Genomic DNA, 13304 nt, shown 5'->3' with positions numbered 1-13304 from the left:
ACCTGACGGAAACGTGACTTCTTTCCGTCGCTTGAGCTTGTCATTCTCCCGGCGCAGATCTTTCGGCTGCGTGTGATGCGGGCCGATAAAACCGGGAGATTTCAAATGCGTATCAAAATTCTGGCCGCTTCGGCCGTGGCGCTCTGTCTTGGCTTCGGTTCGGCTTTTGCTGCCGAGCCGCAGGTTGACCGTCAGGCCGGTATGAAGGCCATCGGCGGCTCCATGGGCGCGCTTGCCGCCATCGCCAAGGAGCAGAAGCCGTTCGATGCTGAAGCAGTGAAGGCTGCGCTGACCACTATCAGCACATCCGCCAAGGCTTTCCCGGACCAGTTCCCGGTCGGCAGTGAAACCGGTCACGACACCGAGGCTTCGCCAAAGATCTGGGAAAATCCATCGGATTTTCGCGCAAAGGCATTGAAGCTCGCGGCTGACGCGGATGCCGTTCTGGCTTCTGCGCCCACCAATGTTGCCGGCGTCATGAACGCCATGCAGACGCTGGGTGCCGAATGCGGCCAGTGCCACCAGACCTACCGTTTGAAGCGTTGATGTAAAACGGCGGCCGGTCTTTCGTCCGGCTGCCGTGACGCCTTGTGGCAGGAGAGTGGAATGGCATCGACCTTCACGAAGATCGTGGCGGCAGTCGTGGTCGCAGGCGCGGCTGGTCTTGGCGCGGCTTACGCCCTGACAGCGCCCGATCCGCAACCGGAAAGCCATTGGGCCAATCTCGGCAATCCGGATCTCGCCAATGGTGAACAACTGTTCTGGGCAGGTGGTTGCGCCGGCTGCCATGCGGCACCGGGTGCCGAAGGCGATGCGCTGAAAATCATGTCCGGTGGACGCGCTTTGCCGAGTGATTTCGGCACGTTTCATATCCCCAATATTTCATCCGACCCACAGGCGGGGATAGGAAGCTGGAGCCTGGCTCAGTTCGGCAACGCGATAACGCGTGGCGTCGGACCAAAGGGCGAACATCTTTATCCATCCTTCCCGTACGGTTCCTATGCGCGTCTCGCCCCGAAGGACGTCAACGACCTGTTCGGATATCTGAAATCACTGCCAGCGAGTTCCAATGTCGCGCCGGCTCATGATCTGCCGTTCCCCTTCAACATCCGGCTTGCCGTCGGCGGCTGGAAGTTTCTCTATTTCGACGATACCCCGCGTGTTGCTCTTGCCAATCCGTCCGAGCAGGTGAAGCGTGGCCAATATCTGGTCGAAGGGCCGGGTCATTGCGGAGAATGTCACACACCACGCAATGCTCTGGGCGGTTTCGAGGCCGGTGCCTGGCTGGCTGGCGGTCCCAACCCGGAAGGCGAGGGCCGCATACCCGACATCACCTCTGGCTCGGAGGCGATCGGTGCCTGGAGCGAAGACGAGATCGTCAACTATCTCGAGACCGGTTTTACGCCTGATTTCGACAGTGTCGGCGGCTCGATGGTCGAGGTGCAGAAAAATATCGCGCATCTGCCGAAAAGCGACCTTGAGGCGATCGCCGCTTATCTGAAGGCTGTGCCGGGCCGCTGAACGGTGCCAGCAAATGACCATGTATTGCGCGGCGGTTGCAGCGCAGCCGTGTCTTGACACTCGCAAAAGCCGGGCGCACAAGTTGCACCCGCAATGGTTCCCCTCGTTTTTGTCTTTGAAGGCTGGGGGATGAAAAGGGAACGCGATAGGGAGTTTTCCTCATTCGCGGCTGCCCCCGCAACTGTGAGCGGCGAGTCCGGACGATCAAGGCCACTGGGAAACCGGGAAGGCCCGCCCTGCGACGACGACCTGCGAGCCAGGAGACCTGCCATTGCGACTATGTGCAACGCATGTGCAACGAGGGGTTTCACCATGCAGAATAACACCGCTACGACCGCGGCCAAGGCATCCGGTTCCGCCAAGGCTTCCAATCTTGTCCAGTCCGCCATGGCAGCCTGCCTTGGGGTTTTCGTGATCGGCTTCGTGGGTTTTTCCCATCTGGAAGTCGTCCATAATGCTGCGCATGACGTCCGTCATGCCAATGCTTTCCCCTGCCACTAAGGGGAGCAATCTTACATGTTCAGAGCTATTGTCTTCTCCGCCGTCCCGGTGGGGATCATAACCGGTATTGCCATCACGCTGATGCAGATGGTCGGGACCGAACCGCTGATCCTCAAGGCCGAAACCTATGGAAATGCCGCTCCCGCCGTGGCGGAAGCTGCTGCCCCTGCCGAGCATGCCCACGCGCCCGGCGTGGCCGCGCATGATCATGCCGCCACGACAGATGAAGCCGCAGGCCATGACCACGGCGATGGCTGGGCGCCTGCCGACGGTTTCGAGCGCACAGCCTATACGCTCGGTGCCAATGTGCTGACCGCCATCGGTTATTCGCTCGTCCTGACGGCTTTGCTGTCGATGACCAATCTCCAGCATAATTGGCGCACCGGCCTGTTTTTCGGCGTTGCCGGTTTTGCCTCGGTGATGCTGGCGCCGATGGTGGGCCTGCCACCGGAACTGCCGGGCAGCCCCGCTGCCGAACTCGCCGCCCGCCAGACATGGTGGATTGCAACGGCTCTGGCCACCGCCGCAGGCATCGGACTTCTGCTTCTGCGCCGCGAACCTTGGGCAGCAGTGCTGGCCATCGTGCTGATCGCGGCCCCGCATGTCATCGGCGCGCCGCTGCCGCCGGCCGGGGAAGAGCCGTTGGCACCGCTGGAACTGGAGCGCCGTTTCATCATTGTCGCCACCGTCACCAGTTTTGTCTTCTGGGCTCTCTTGGGCGCACTCAGCGGCATATTCCTGAAACGCCTCAGCCCGTCGGCCTGAGGTTGTCATGGATGAGGTGGCGATCTGGCGTGATGATGTCGATGCGCTCAGCTTCGCCGTCCTTGCCGATGATCGTGACCGTCGTCACGACCATGGCGCGGCCTGCTTCGTGCATCGCCGCGCCTTTCGCATTCTGATCGGCGCCGATCCTGTCGGTGCCGATTGTCTTGCCTATCATGCAGAGCACGCCCACGCCTTTCAGGCGGCCGCATGGGAAAAGATCGATCGCCAGTCGATCCCGCCGGGCCGCAGCCTCAATCTCAACAGCCGCGATATTCGCCGTGCGCTCGGCAAGCTTGAGGTGGGTGCGGGGGAGGGGAAAGGCGCACAGTGTCAGGTTTTGAGCAAAGAGTGATGCTTGCAAAAAATGCTAGCGTTGGCCATATTGCGGAATGAACGCCAAACAGCGGAAAACTTTAGAGGCGATTTTCAGAGATCCGGTTTCCCCTGCGATCGAGTGGGCGAATATCGAAGCGCTGCTGATTTCTATTGGTTGCCGCTTGCTCGAAGGCAGCGGTTCACGCGTTCGTTTTGAAAAGGACGGTGCGGTTGCGTCTTTTCATCGCCCGCATCCCGACAAGGAGGCCAAGCGGTATCAGGTCCGTGACGCCAGAGTGTTTCTGAAAGAACTGGGTATAATGCCATGAACGCCATGCACTACAACGGTTATGCCGCTCGTATCGAGTTCGATGCCGACGACGAGCTGTTCACTGGCCATATCGCAGGCATAAATGATGTCATAGGCTTTCATGCAGATAATGTTGGTGATCTCAAAGCCGCATTCCACGAAGCTGTCGATGACTATCTTGCAACATGTGTAAAGCTCGGGCGAGAGCCGCAAAAGCCCTATTCCGGCCGCGTCATGTTTCGCATCGATCCCGAGGTGCATGCCAATGTCGCCCGGGCGGCCAAACTTTCCGGAAAGAGCCTGAACGAATGGGCCGGCGAAGTTCTCGCCAAGGCCGCGTCACGCTGATGGTGCCATCCGGCGATCCCAGCCAAGGTAGGGATCGCCGGTTGCGCAATCTTTAAGCCAGCGCCTGCGTATAGCGCATGCCGGTGACCGGCCGCGGCTTGAAATCCATGTGTTCATAGAATCGATGCGCGGCAAAATTGCCGGTGGCAGCGCCGACCGAGAGGTAATCGCAGCCGGCATTGCGAGCGAGATCGCGTGCGCGCGTGACCAGATGGTGGCCGATGCCATGGCCGCGGTGGCCATCACGCACGAACAGGTGGTGCAGGTCCATGCCGCGCTGGCCTTCCTGGGCGCGGTAGAGCGGCACAAGAATGGCGTAGCCGATCAGGCCTTCGCCGCCATCTGCCACCAGTGCGGTGATCCATGGCACGGGCCCAAACAGATCGCGCTCGAGAATTTCAGGGGTGATCGCGGCGGCATCGTTGTGGTGCGTGGCCAGAGCCGTGATCATTTCGCCAAGTTGCGGCAGGTCGGCGCGGCGGGCGGCACGAATGGCAACGACCGGCGGGCGGGCAATGACTGCCTCGGCAAGATTGATATGGCCCGCTGATTTCAGCGGGTCCAGTGCGATGGCGGAAGTGGTGGGCATTGTGTTCGTCCTTGGCTTTTCTTTTAAGAGGTTTGCCATCAGGACGCTGTTTTCATCAAAAAGCCGCCTGACGGCGGCTTTTTTGACAATATGATCTGTCTGGCCGCCCTTTAAAGGTACGACCAAAAATACGAGCGGGCGGTGGATAGGTTCGTGATCATGACAGGATAAATGCGCCTGATTCTACGGCTTGTCAACGGGGGGGTTGCAGGCATTTTCGGCGCTGAAAAATGCGTTCGAATTTCCTTGTTGCGGTTTCGTTTTTCTTTAAAATGGCGGAAAACGAAAATCGGGGCAGGTCATGCAGCTATCAGGTCGGCAAGAGGAAATTCTGGCGATTGCGAAAGCGCAAGGGAAGGTTCTGGTCGAGGATCTGGCCAACCTTTTCCAGGTGACGCCCCAGACGATCCGCAAGGACCTCAATGATCTCTGCGACGGCAAGGCCCTGAACCGCATCCATGGCGGCGCCGTTTTCCCGAGCGGCAATGAGAATGTTAAATATGATGCGCGCCGCCTGATGGCTGCCGCCCAGAAGCAGGCGATCGGCAAGGCAGCCGGCGATGTCATCCCCGACAATTCCTCGCTGTTCATCAATATCGGCACGACGACGGAAGCGGTTGGCGAAGCGCTGGTGGATCATCGAGAGTTGATGGTGATCACCAACAATATCAATGTTGCCAATCGCTTGAGGGTTTATCCGTCGATCGAGGTGATCATTGCCGGCGGCGTGGTGCGCGGGTCCGATGGTGGCATTGTCGGCGAGGCCGCCGTCGATTTCATCCGCCAGTTCAAGGTGGATTATGCGGTCATCGGTGTATCCGCCATCGATGCTGACGGCGCGCTTCTCGATTTCGACTTTCGGGAGGTGAAAGTGGCGCAGGCGATCATGGCCAATGCGCGTCATGTCATCCTGGTTTCCGATGCCAGCAAATTCGAGCGAACCGCACCGGTTCGCATGGGGCATATCTCGCAGGTCCATACTTTTATAACGGATTCCTGTCCGTCCCCTGAGATAAGGCGGATCTGCAATGAGAATGATGTTCGACTTGTCGAGACCGGCTGAAATCACCGTATTTTGGCTTTCCTCAATCTTCATTTGACATTCGTTTTTCTTTCATTTTAGACTGTTATTGGTTTCGCAACTGCGTGATTTTGTGCGATGCGAAAATGATGACGCAAGATCGGTAAGGCAATGTCAGGCAATACGGTTTTCGATCTCTTCGTGATTGGCGGCGGCATCAATGGCTGCGGCATTGCGCGTGATGCTGCCGGCCGTGGTTATTCCGTGGCACTTGCGGAAATGAACGATTTTGCCTCCGGCACGTCTTCCGGCGCCACCAAGCTCATCCATGGCGGGCTGCGTTATCTCGAACATTACGAATTCCGTCTGGTGCGCGAAGCGCTGATGGAGCGTGAGGTTCTGTGGGCCATGGCGCCGCATGTCATCTGGCCGCTGCGTTTCGTGCTGCCTTACCAGAAGGGCGGCGTGCGCCCGGCCTGGCTGATCCGGCTTGGCCTGTTCCTTTATGATCACCTCGGCGGCCGCAAGCTGCTGCCGGCGACGAAAACGCTGAACCTGAAGAGTGATCCGGCCGGCCGGCCGTTGAAGCCGGTGTTCGGCAAGGCTTTCGAATATTCCGACGGCTGGGTGGATGACGCGCGCATGGTCGTGCTGAATGCCCGCGATGCCGCCGAGCGCGGCGCAAAGATCATGAGCCGCGCGAAAGTGGTGTCCGCGCGTCGCGAGGCCGGGTTGTGGCAGATCGAGGTTCGCGACGAAGTCTCCGGCGCCACCACGAACCATCAGGCGCGCATGCTGGTCAATGCCGGTGGCCCCTGGGTCGATCAGGTCCTGTCAGGCGCAATCGGCCGCAACAATGTCCATAATGTCCGGCTCGTGCAGGGCAGCCATATCATCGTGAAGAAGAAGTTCGATGATACGCGCGCCTATTTCTTCCAGAACCCGGACAATCGCATCTTCTTCGCCATTCCTTACGAGACCGATTTCACGCTGATCGGCACCACGGATCGTGACTATTCGGAGGACCCGAAGAACGTTAAGATCAGTGCGGAAGAGATCCAGTATCTGTGCAATGCGGCAAGCGAATATTTTGCCGAACCCGTGAAGGCGGATGATATCGTCTGGACCTATTCGGCCGTGCGCCCGCTTTACGACGATGGCGCTTCCAAGGCGCAGGAAGCAACGCGTGATTACGTGCTGAAAGTCGATGCCGATGGCGCGCCGCTGCTCAATGTGTTTGGCGGCAAGCTGACGACCTACCGCCGGCTTTCGGAACATGCGCTGGAAAAGATCGGCGAAGCGATCGGCAGCAAGGGCGCACCGTGGACGGCAAAAAGCCGGTTGCCGGGCGGTGATTTCGCCGTGACGGGTGCCGCCGGTGAGGAGCGGAAACTGCTGTCGGCCTATCCGTTCTTGTCCAAGCGCCACGCGGCACGGCTGGTGAAATGTTACGGTACTGATGCAAAGGCAATCCTTGCCGATGCCAAGACAGTGGAAGCACTTGGCCAGCATTTCGGCGGCACGCTTTATGAGGCGGAAGTCCGCTTTTTGATCGAAAAGGAATGGGCGCTGAAGGCAGAGGATGTGCTCTGGCGCCGCACCAAGCAGGGATTGTTCCTGACGGCGGAGGAGGCCGGGGAACTGGAGGAATACATGGCGGGAGTTCGCCGGGCCGCTTGAGGCCATCGAAATCACCGCATGTATCCGAGGGTTGGGAGGCCCGAGGTTCATATGCTGGAATTGCGCAACGTGTCGAAGACGGTGGCGGGCGAATATCATATTCGTCCGACCGACCTGACATTAAAGCGGGGCACGCTGAATGTCCTGCTGGGACCGACGCTTGCCGGCAAGACGTCGCTGATGCGGCTGATGGCCGGTCTCGACAAGCCGACTGAAGGCACTATCCATTTCGACGGTGCCGACGTGACCAGTCTGCCGGTGCAGAGGCGCAATGTCGCCATGGTCTACCAGCAGTTCATCAATTATCCGGCGCTGTCCGTTTATGAAAACATCGCCTCGCCGATGCGCATTGCCGGCAAGGATGCCGCCACAATCGACCGCGAAGTGAAGAAGGCGGCAGACCTTCTGAAACTCACGCCCTATCTCGATCGCACCCCGCTCAATCTTTCCGGCGGCCAGCAGCAGCGCACGGCGCTCGCCCGTGCCATCGTCAAGAACGCCAATCTCGTCCTGCTCGATGAGCCGCTCGCAAACCTCGATTACAAGCTGCGCGAGGAATTGCGCGAGGAACTGCCCAAACTCTTCGCGGCCTCCGGCGCCATCTTCGTTTACGCCACCACCGAACCGTCCGAGGCACTGCTGCTCGGCGGTTATACCGCCACCCTGCACGAGGGAGCCGTGACGCAGTTCGGCAGGACGGTCGACGTGTACCGTCAGCCTGCCGATCTCGTTACCGCGCGCATCTTTGCCGATCCGCCGCTTAACACGATCGAGCTTGTGCGTTCCGGCAATGCCTTCCTGTTCGAAGGGCAACCTGTCATTCCGGTGGCGCCGCACCTGTCGTCTGTGCCCGATGGACCAATCGTGCTGGCCTTCCAGCCGCACCATCTTTTCTTGCATGCCGCAAACGGCCACACCACACCGCTCAAAGCCCGCACGCTGGTCTCGGAAATCGCCGGTTCGGAAAGTTTCATTCATCTCGATTTCGCCGGCCGTCGCTGGGTGATGCTGGCGCATGGCATCCACGACATCGAGCAGGATCGCGAGATCGAGGTCCATCTCGACAGCCGCCATCTCATGGCATTCGACCAGCACACCGGCCGGGCGCTTGTCGCCGCGCCGCTGGCGGCGTGAGGAGAACCGGGATGGCACGCATCACACTCGAACATATCCGCCACGCCTACAGCCCGCGCGCCAAGGCTGCCGGAGATTATGCGCTGAAGGAAGTGCATCATGAATGGGAAGATGGCGGTGCTTATGCTCTGCTCGGACCTTCCGGCTGTGGCAAGACCACGCTTCTCAACATCATTTCCGGCCTGCTGCAGCCGTCTGACGGCCGTATCCTGTTCGACGGCAAGGATGTCACGCAGCTTTCGACAGAAGAGCGCAATATCGCCCAGGTCTTTCAGTTCCCCGTCGTCTACGACACGATGACGGTGTTCGACAATCTCGCTTTCCCCTTGCGCAATCGCAAGGTGCCGGAGGCAGAGGTCGCAAAACGCGTCAACGAAATCCTCGACATGACCGATCTCGCCGGCATGGCAAACCGCCGGGCGCAACGGCTGACGGCCGACCAGAAACAGAAGATCTCGCTCGGCCGCGGGCTGGTGCGCCCAAGCGTCAACGCCATCCTGTTCGACGAGCCGCTGACGGTGATCGATCCGCATATGAAATGGGTGCTGCGCTCGCAATTGAAACGGCTGCACCGGCAGTCGCGTGTCACCATGGTCTATGTCACCCACGACCAGACCGAGGCGCTGACCTTTGCCGACAAGGTGGTGGTCATGCATGACGGGCAGATCGTCCAGATCGGCACGCCGGCGGAACTGTTCGAGCGCCCAAGCCACACATTCGTCGGTTATTTCATCGGCTCGCCGGGCATGAACATCATGCCGGCCACAATCGACGGGGCAACGGCCCGCGTCGGCGACCAGACGATTGCGCTCTCAGGCGCTCCGTTGCTGGAGGGGCAGGGCCGGATCGAACTCGGCATCCGCCCGGAATTCGTCAGGCTTGGCCGCGAGGGCATGCCGGTCACCATCAACAAGGTGGAGGATATCGGCCGCCAGAAGATCGTGCGCGCCACGTTCTGCGGCCAGCCGATATCGATCGTGCTGGCCGAAGATGACGACATTCCAGCGGATGCAAAAGTGTCGTTCGACAAACAGGCCATCGGCATTTTTGTCGATAGCTGGCGCGCCAGAACCGTGACTGAAGGGCAGGAGGGCTGAGCATGGACAAGACCTGGAATAACAAGGCCTGGTTTCTGGTTCTGCCGGTTCTGGTGCTCGTCGCCTTTTCCGCCGTCATTCCGCTGATGACGGTGGTGAATTATTCGGTCCAGGACACGTTTGGAAACAACGAATTCTTCTGGGCCGGAACGGACTGGTTCACCGAAATCCTCACATCCCCGCGCTTCTGGGATGCCCTCTGGCGCAACCTGATCTTTTCCGCCGTCATTCTCGCCATCGAAGTGCCGCTCGGCATCCTGATCGCGCTCAACATGCCCAAACACGGCGTCGGCGTGCCGGTCTGCCTCGTGCTGATGGCCCTGCCGCTGCTCATCCCCTGGAACGTGGTCGGCACGATCTGGCAGGTGTTTGGCCGCGTTGATATCGGTCTGCTCGGATACATTCTCAACGGGCTCGGCTTTGCCTACAATTATACACAGAACCCGGCACATGCCTGGGCAACCGTTATCGTCATGGATGTCTGGCACTGGACGAGCCTTGTCGTGCTGCTGTGTTATGCGGGTCTCGTCTCCATCCCCGACGCCTATTATCAGGCTGCCCGCATCGATGGCGCCTCGCGCTGGTCGGTCTTCCGTTTCATCCAGCTGCCGAAAATGAAGCGGGTGCTGCTGATCGCCGTACTGCTGCGCTTCATGGACAGTTTCATGATCTATACCGAACCCTTTGTCGTCACCGGCGGCGGGCCGGGCAATTCGACGACTTTCCTGTCCATCGATCTCGTGAAAATGGCCGTCGGGCAGTTCGATCTCGGGCCGGCGGCGGCGATGTCGATCATCTACTTCCTGATCATCCTTCTGCTGTCATGGGTGTTCTACACCGTCATGACCCAGAGCGATGCCGAGCAAGGATAAGGAGAGCGCCATGAACAACAGTCTGGTCAACAACAGCTCCGGCGCCCGCTTCGGTTTCCTCATTCCGACGCTCTACATTCTCTTTCTGCTTTTGCCGATCTACTGGCTCGTGAATATGAGCTTCAAGACCAATGGCGAGATTCTGGGGCCGCTGACGCTGTGGCCGACCAATCCGACGCTTCGCAACTACACCGTCATCTTCACCGATCCGGCCTGGTATAACGGGTATCTGAACTCGATCATCTATGTGGTGATGAACACCGTGATCTCGGTTGCTGCGGCGCTGCCTGCGGCCTATGCGTTTTCGCGCTACCGGTTTCTGGGCGACAAACACCTCTTCTTCTGGCTGCTGACCAACCGCATGGCGCCACCCGCCGTTTTCGCGCTGCCCTTCTTCCAGCTTTATTCCGCCTTCGGCCTGATCGACACCCATATCGCCGTTGCCATCGCCCATTGCCTGTTCAATGTGCCGCTGGCGGTGTGGATCCTGGAAGGTTTCATGTCCGGCGTGCCGAAGGAGATCGACGAGACCGCCTATATCGACGGTTATTCCTTCCCGCGGTTCTTCGTCAAAATCTTCATGCCGCTGATCGCCTCCGGCATCGGGGTCGCCGCCTTCTTCTGCTTCATGTTCTCATGGGTGGAACTGCTGATCGCCCGCACACTGACGACCACCGACGCCAAGCCGATCGCAGCCACCATGACCCGCACGGTATCGGCCTCCGGCATGGACTGGGGCGTGCTGGCGGCCGCTGGCGTGCTCACCATCATTCCCGGCGCGCTCGTCATCTATTTTGTCCGCAACTACATCGCCAAGGGCTTTGCCCTAGGCCGCGTCTAGGGAAGGGGAGAAGCCGATGACATTTTCATGGATGGCCTGGACGCTGCCGACGGCCCTGTTCTTCATCACCATCTTTGCGCTGATCGCGGCAATGGGTGTCTGGGAATATCTTTCGCCGGGCGGTGGCCCGCGGGTCGGCATCCTGCGGTTCGAGACGACACGCGGAGACCGCCTGTTCGTGTCACTGCTCGGATCGGCCTTTATTCATCTTGCATGGCTGGGTCTTGGAGGCCCCAGCCTGTGGTGGGCTCTGGCCTTGTCGGTGGTTTACGCAATCGGCGTATTCCGTTTCGTCTGAGGTCAAAGACATACGGCGACGGGAGGAGATCCGGTCGTCGCAAGCCAAAGTGACTGCATCGCATCAACCGGGAGGACGAGATATGCGACGGCATCTTATGACGACAACGGCAGCCATGCTGCTGGCAATGACGGGTTCGGCTTTCGCCGACATGGCGGCTGCCACAAAATTCCTCGATGCGGAAATCGGCGATCAGTCGTCGCTTTCGCGCGCCGAGCAGGAAAAGGAAATGCAATGGTTCATCGATGCGGCAAAACCTTTTGCCGGCATGGATATCAAGGTGGTTTCCGAAACCATCACCACGCATGAATATGAATCCAAGGTTCTGGCCAAGGCTTTTTCTGAAATCACCGGCATCAAGATCACCCACGACCTGATCGGCGAAGGTGATGTGGTGGAAAAACTGCAGACACAGATGCAGTCCGGCGAAAACGTCTATGACGCCTATGTCAACGATTCAGACCTGATCGGCACCCATTGGCGTTACCAGCAGGCGCGCTCGCTGACCAAGTGGATGGCTAATGAAGGCAAGGATGTCACCAATCCCGGCCTCGACCTCGATGATTTCATCGGCTTGAAATTCACCACCGCACCGGATGGCGATCTCTACCAGTTGCCCGACCAGCAGTTCGCCAACCTCTACTGGTTCCGTTACGACTGGTTCAACGACGCCAAGAACAAGGCGGATTTCAAGGCCAAGTATGGTTACGACCTCGGCGTTCCGGTCAACTGGTCCGCCTATGAGGATATCGCCGAGTTCTTCACCGGCCGCGAAGTGGGCGGCAAGAAGGTCTATGGCCATATGGACTATGGCAAGAAGGACCCGTCGCTCGGCTGGCGGTTCACCGATGCGTGGCTCTCCATGGCCGGCAATGGCGACAAGGGCCTGCCGAACGGCCTGCCGGTTGATGAATGGGGCATCAAGGTCAACGAAAAGTCGCAGCCGGTGGGTTCCTGCGTCGCCCGTGGCGGTGATACCAATGGTCCGGCCGCCGTCTATTCCATCCAGAAATATCTCGACTGGATGAAGGCCTATGCGCCAGCCGCGGCCAACGGCATGACCTTCTCCGAATCCGGGCCGGTCCCGGGGCAGGGCGAAGTGGCCCAGCAGATGTTCACCTATACGGCCTTCACGGCAGACTTCGTGAAAAAGGGGCTGCCGGTGGTCAATGACGACGGCACGCCAAAATGGCGTTTCGCACCAAGCCCGCATGGCGTCTACTGGAAGGAAGGCATGAAGCTCGGTTATCAGGACGTCGGTTCCTGGACCTTGCTCAAGTCGACGCCAGACGATCGCGCCAAGGCCGCGTGGCTTTACGCGCAGTTCGTCGTGTCCAAGACCGTGGACGTCAAGAAGAGCCATGTCGGCCTGACGCTGATCCGCGATAGCTCGATCAACCACAAGAGCTTTACGGATCGTGCGCCGAAACTCGGCGGCCTGATCGAGTTCTATCGCTCACCCGCCCGTGTCCAGTGGTCGCCGACCGGCACCAACATTCCGGACTATCCGAAACTGGCGCAGCTGTGGTGGCAGGCGATCGGTGACGCGTCGTCGGGTGCCAAGACGGCGCAGGCAGCGATGGATTCGTTATGCGCCGAGCAGGAGAAGGTGTTGCAGCGCTTGGAGCGTGCCGGTGTCCAGAAGGAGATGGGCCCGAAACTCGCCGAGGAGCACGATCTTGAATATTGGAACAAGGATGCCGTCTCGAAGGGCAATCTGGCGCCACAGTTGAAGATCGCCAACGAGAAGGAAAAGCCGATCACTGTCAATTACGATGAACTGGTGAAGAGCTGGCAGAAATAAGACCGGTTTCCGATCGCAAATACCGCCGGGGCGTGTCCTTGCGCTCCGGCTTCCCGCATTGTGATATGTTGTTTTGTTTGATCAATTGCGGGTCTTGAAAAAAAATTGGCCGCGAAACCCTTGTGGCGCAGGGGATGCGCATTTTTCCGCTTCGAAACATGACATTTTTGCGAAGTTGGTGTTGACTTGAGGAAGTGGTGGGGAC

Annotated in this window: 16 protein-coding genes and 1 riboswitch; of the genes, 15 read left to right on the top strand and 1 reads right to left on the bottom strand. The window is 59.3% G+C overall.

Annotated features, from left to right (window positions below; genetic code table 11):
• Positions 1 to 105: 105 nt before the first annotated feature.
• The 7 genes from AAIH70_RS23165 to AAIH70_RS23135 all read left to right on the top strand — a co-directional run bounded on the left by AAIH70_RS23165 (position 106) and on the right by AAIH70_RS23135 (position 3763).
• The gene (locus AAIH70_RS23165; RefSeq protein ID WP_132278419.1) at positions 106 to 546 is read left to right on the top strand and encodes a c-type cytochrome; all 441 of its coding nucleotides are present in this window, start codon (positions 106 to 108) and stop codon (positions 544 to 546) included.
• 60 nt (positions 547 to 606) lie between these two features.
• Positions 607 to 1521 (top strand): c-type cytochrome, encoded by a 915-nt coding sequence (locus AAIH70_RS23160; protein ID WP_132278421.1) that lies wholly within the window; start codon positions 607 to 609, stop codon positions 1519 to 1521.
• 77 nt (positions 1522 to 1598) lie between these two features.
• Positions 1599 to 1808: riboswitch (cobalamin riboswitch) on the top strand.
• Between the two features lie 25 nt (positions 1809 to 1833).
• The gene (locus tag AAIH70_RS23155) at positions 1834 to 2022 is read left to right on the top strand and encodes a CbtB domain-containing protein (RefSeq protein WP_132278423.1); all 189 of its coding nucleotides are present in this window, start codon (positions 1834 to 1836) and stop codon (positions 2020 to 2022) included.
• Between the two features lie 15 nt (positions 2023 to 2037).
• Positions 2038 to 2787, top strand: coding sequence for a CbtA family protein (locus tag AAIH70_RS23150; protein WP_430035798.1), 750 nt, complete (start codon positions 2038 to 2040; stop codon positions 2785 to 2787).
• A gap of 7 nt (positions 2788 to 2794) precedes the next feature.
• Entirely contained in the window at positions 2795 to 3142 is a 348-nt protein-coding gene (locus AAIH70_RS23145; protein ID WP_132278427.1) for a hypothetical protein, read from the top strand.
• 37 nt (positions 3143 to 3179) lie between these two features.
• Positions 3180 to 3434 (top strand): type II toxin-antitoxin system HicA family toxin, encoded by a 255-nt coding sequence (locus AAIH70_RS23140; protein ID WP_132278429.1) that lies wholly within the window; start codon positions 3180 to 3182, stop codon positions 3432 to 3434.
• Entirely contained in the window at positions 3431 to 3763 is a 333-nt protein-coding gene (locus tag AAIH70_RS23135) for a type II toxin-antitoxin system HicB family antitoxin (RefSeq protein WP_132278431.1), read from the top strand. Before AAIH70_RS23140 ends, AAIH70_RS23135 begins: the two co-directional genes overlap by 4 nt.
• A gap of 52 nt (positions 3764 to 3815) precedes the next feature.
• Here the strand turns inward: AAIH70_RS23135 and AAIH70_RS23130 are convergent, their stop codons facing one another.
• Positions 3816 to 4352, bottom strand: a complete 537-nt coding sequence (locus AAIH70_RS23130) for a GNAT family N-acetyltransferase (protein ID WP_132278433.1) — start codon at positions 4350 to 4352, stop codon at positions 3816 to 3818.
• A 301-nt stretch (positions 4353 to 4653) separates the two neighbouring features.
• On the opposite strand from AAIH70_RS23130, the gene AAIH70_RS23125 reads away from it, so the two are divergent.
• The 8 genes from AAIH70_RS23125 (at position 4654) to AAIH70_RS23090 (ending at position 13099) form a co-directional block, all read left to right on the top strand.
• Entirely contained in the window at positions 4654 to 5415 is a 762-nt protein-coding gene (locus tag AAIH70_RS23125; RefSeq protein ID WP_132278435.1) for a DeoR/GlpR family DNA-binding transcription regulator, read from the top strand.
• A gap of 129 nt (positions 5416 to 5544) precedes the next feature.
• Positions 5545 to 7053, top strand: coding sequence for a glycerol-3-phosphate dehydrogenase (glpD, locus tag AAIH70_RS23120; protein WP_132278437.1), 1509 nt, complete (start codon positions 5545 to 5547; stop codon positions 7051 to 7053).
• 51 nt (positions 7054 to 7104) lie between these two features.
• Positions 7105 to 8187, top strand: coding sequence for an ABC transporter ATP-binding protein (locus tag AAIH70_RS23115; protein ID WP_132278439.1), 1083 nt, complete (start codon positions 7105 to 7107; stop codon positions 8185 to 8187).
• Positions 8188 to 8198: 11 nt separating this feature from the next.
• Positions 8199 to 9284 carry an ABC transporter ATP-binding protein gene (locus tag AAIH70_RS23110; protein WP_132278441.1) on the top strand — a complete coding sequence of 362 codons (1086 nt, stop codon included), beginning with the start codon at positions 8199 to 8201 and terminating at the stop codon, positions 9282 to 9284.
• Positions 9285 to 9286: 2 nt separating this feature from the next.
• Positions 9287 to 10156: a carbohydrate ABC transporter permease gene (locus AAIH70_RS23105; RefSeq protein ID WP_132278443.1), complete on the top strand. Its 870-nt coding sequence runs from the start codon at positions 9287 to 9289 to the stop codon at positions 10154 to 10156.
• A gap of 10 nt (positions 10157 to 10166) precedes the next feature.
• The gene (locus AAIH70_RS23100) at positions 10167 to 10997 is read left to right on the top strand and encodes a carbohydrate ABC transporter permease (protein ID WP_132278445.1); all 831 of its coding nucleotides are present in this window, start codon (positions 10167 to 10169) and stop codon (positions 10995 to 10997) included.
• A 16-nt stretch (positions 10998 to 11013) separates the two neighbouring features.
• Complete coding sequence (locus AAIH70_RS23095) at positions 11014 to 11295, top strand: DUF2160 domain-containing protein (RefSeq protein WP_132278447.1); 282 nt, start codon at positions 11014 to 11016, stop codon at positions 11293 to 11295.
• A gap of 82 nt (positions 11296 to 11377) precedes the next feature.
• Entirely contained in the window at positions 11378 to 13099 is a 1722-nt protein-coding gene (locus AAIH70_RS23090; protein WP_132278449.1) for an ABC transporter substrate-binding protein, read from the top strand.
• Positions 13100 to 13304 lie beyond the last annotated feature (205 nt).

The sequence above is a fragment of the Neorhizobium sp. BT27B genome (assembly GCF_050455485.1).
Lineage (GTDB): Bacteria > Pseudomonadota > Alphaproteobacteria > Rhizobiales > Rhizobiaceae > Neorhizobium.
This window is presented reverse-complemented; position numbering and strand designations above follow the sequence as displayed.

Excerpts from the sequence above, each read along its gene's own strand:
- AAIH70_RS23165 (WP_132278419.1), top strand. The coding sequence starts at position 106 with ATGCGTATCAAAATTCTGGCCGCTTCGGCCGTGGCGCTCTGTCTTGGC.
- AAIH70_RS23160 (WP_132278421.1), top strand. The coding sequence starts at position 607 with ATGGCATCGACCTTCACGAAGATCGTGGCGGCAGTCGTGGTCGCAGGC.
- AAIH70_RS23155 (WP_132278423.1), top strand. The coding sequence starts at position 1,834 with ATGCAGAATAACACCGCTACGACCGCGGCCAAGGCATCCGGTTCCGCC.
- AAIH70_RS23150 (WP_430035798.1), top strand. The coding sequence starts at position 2,038 with ATGTTCAGAGCTATTGTCTTCTCCGCCGTCCCGGTGGGGATCATAACC.
- AAIH70_RS23145 (WP_132278427.1), top strand. The coding sequence starts at position 2,795 with ATGGATGAGGTGGCGATCTGGCGTGATGATGTCGATGCGCTCAGCTTC.
- AAIH70_RS23140 (WP_132278429.1), top strand. The coding sequence starts at position 3,180 with ATGAACGCCAAACAGCGGAAAACTTTAGAGGCGATTTTCAGAGATCCG.
- AAIH70_RS23135 (WP_132278431.1), top strand. The coding sequence starts at position 3,431 with ATGAACGCCATGCACTACAACGGTTATGCCGCTCGTATCGAGTTCGAT.
- AAIH70_RS23130 (WP_132278433.1), bottom strand. The coding sequence starts at position 4,352 with ATGCCCACCACTTCCGCCATCGCACTGGACCCGCTGAAATCAGCGGGC.
- AAIH70_RS23125 (WP_132278435.1), top strand. The coding sequence starts at position 4,654 with ATGCAGCTATCAGGTCGGCAAGAGGAAATTCTGGCGATTGCGAAAGCG.
- glpD (WP_132278437.1), top strand. The coding sequence starts at position 5,545 with ATGTCAGGCAATACGGTTTTCGATCTCTTCGTGATTGGCGGCGGCATC.
- AAIH70_RS23115 (WP_132278439.1), top strand. The coding sequence starts at position 7,105 with ATGCTGGAATTGCGCAACGTGTCGAAGACGGTGGCGGGCGAATATCAT.
- AAIH70_RS23110 (WP_132278441.1), top strand. The coding sequence starts at position 8,199 with ATGGCACGCATCACACTCGAACATATCCGCCACGCCTACAGCCCGCGC.
- AAIH70_RS23105 (WP_132278443.1), top strand. The coding sequence starts at position 9,287 with ATGGACAAGACCTGGAATAACAAGGCCTGGTTTCTGGTTCTGCCGGTT.
- AAIH70_RS23100 (WP_132278445.1), top strand. The coding sequence starts at position 10,167 with ATGAACAACAGTCTGGTCAACAACAGCTCCGGCGCCCGCTTCGGTTTC.
- AAIH70_RS23095 (WP_132278447.1), top strand. The coding sequence starts at position 11,014 with ATGACATTTTCATGGATGGCCTGGACGCTGCCGACGGCCCTGTTCTTC.
- AAIH70_RS23090 (WP_132278449.1), top strand. The coding sequence starts at position 11,378 with ATGCGACGGCATCTTATGACGACAACGGCAGCCATGCTGCTGGCAATG.